This window comes from Vibrio sp. T9 (assembly GCF_003123985.1).
In the GTDB taxonomy this organism is placed as follows: Bacteria; Pseudomonadota; Gammaproteobacteria; order Enterobacterales; family Vibrionaceae; genus Vibrio; species Vibrio diabolicus.
On sequence record NZ_NIGY01000031.1, the window covers coordinates 1 to 1,557 of the forward strand.

Consider the following 1,557-nt stretch of genomic DNA (forward strand, 5'->3'; position numbering starts at 1 on the left):
GCTGTCATAATCACCCACAACACCTGCGCCAACTGAATTAAGTACATCACGAATGGCTATAACTTCTGTTTCAGGTGCATAGATTTCTAGCTTAAATTCCATCGTTTCTCCCAAAAAACATAACGCCCTGTTAAGGGGTGAGCAACGCAATACCTAAGCCACCGCAAACCACCTTAATCACTAAAACCAACGCATAGTAAAAATGCCACGCGTTGCGAATCCCTCTTGAACAGTTTGTTAGCTGACAATTTCACCGAGTGCTTCTATCCATTGCTCAGGCTTCGCTACAATAAACTCGTAACACGTATTGTTGGCTGATTTTATACGAAATGCATCCGTAGTGATTGGAATCACACCACCACCTTTGCCCAAGCACTTAGCTACGGCAGCAATGTCTTGGCGCTTTAATTGATATGGACCAAAACCCAACTTTTCGTTGTACGGAATAAAAATTAAATCCGACTCCGTTAGTTCTAGTTTCCCATCGGCTTTAGTCGCACCGACTTGAATTGTAGCTGTTGAAGACTTAATTACTTTATCAGACATAACATACCCTCTTCCTTGATTTACTTTTGTCTGCTAACGCCCTGTTAAGGGGTGAGCAACGCAATACCGAAGTTGCCGCATACCACCTTAACCACTAAAACCAACGCATAATGAAAATGCCATGCGTTGCGAATCCCTCTTGAACAGTTTGTTAGCCTACAAGCCCAAATTAGGGTTCGGTTTCATGCCGCTCGAGCGAAAACAAAGTACCCTGTGATCCCTCGCTCAATCAAGCGCGGAATTTCATCATAAATGCTTGCAGGCATCGTCAGAAGCTCTACCTCGGTAAACCCAGCAAGTTTTAATTTCGCTTCAATTTCTACAGGGGCATAGCAGTTGAATAACATTGAACATTGAGGGTCACCAGCCCAATCATCAATATAGTATTGCTCAATGCCTTTTGAAGATTGGATCAACTGCAAACACAGAACGCCCCCACGCTTTAAAATCCCATTGAGGTTTCTTAGTGACTCGCAACACAGTTCTCTAGGAATATGAATGAAGCTGCCAAAACCATATATTCCATCAAATTTTTGATGTAAGGAGTCAGGCTGTACGATGTCAAAAAGCTTAACTTTTAAGTACGGGTATCTTTCTCGAACAACATCTAAAAACCTAGAGGAATAATCAGTGGCAAGAACCTCAAAACCTAGCTCATGAAATTTTGCTGCATCCGTTCCTGGTCCACAACCAACCTCTAAAATGTGTTTTCCATCAAGGCGTTTTATAAATTCATTCCTCGCAAACTCACGTAAGTTAGGGTCATCTTCTGAGGCGGAATCTCCCGAATACGCTAAGGCAACCTTTTCCCAGCCTTCCTTATTTATTTCATTTTGGTCGTATTTCAAACTAGTCATCCATTGTTCCAATTTTGAAAGGTAGGCTAACGCCGCATTAAGGGGTGAACAACGCCACCACTTAACCTAAACCATTGTGCCGTAAACGCTTAAGCTAATTCAAACCAAAACTGCCAAGCGTTGTGAATCCCTCTTAAATGCTTTGTTAGCAAGG

At 42.4% G+C, this 1,557-nt stretch carries 2 protein-coding genes; both read right to left on the reverse strand.

Annotated features, from left to right (window positions below; all coding sequences use genetic code 11):
- Positions 1-237: 237 nt before the first annotated feature.
- Complete coding sequence (locus CBX98_RS25175) at positions 238-546, reverse strand: hypothetical protein (protein ID WP_025502574.1); 309 nt, start codon at positions 544-546, stop codon at positions 238-240.
- A gap of 182 nt (positions 547-728) precedes the next feature.
- The gene (locus CBX98_RS25185; protein ID WP_109170530.1) at positions 729-1,403 is read right to left on the reverse strand and encodes a class I SAM-dependent methyltransferase; all 675 of its coding nucleotides are present in this window, start codon (positions 1,401-1,403) and stop codon (positions 729-731) included.
- Positions 1,404-1,557 lie beyond the last annotated feature (154 nt).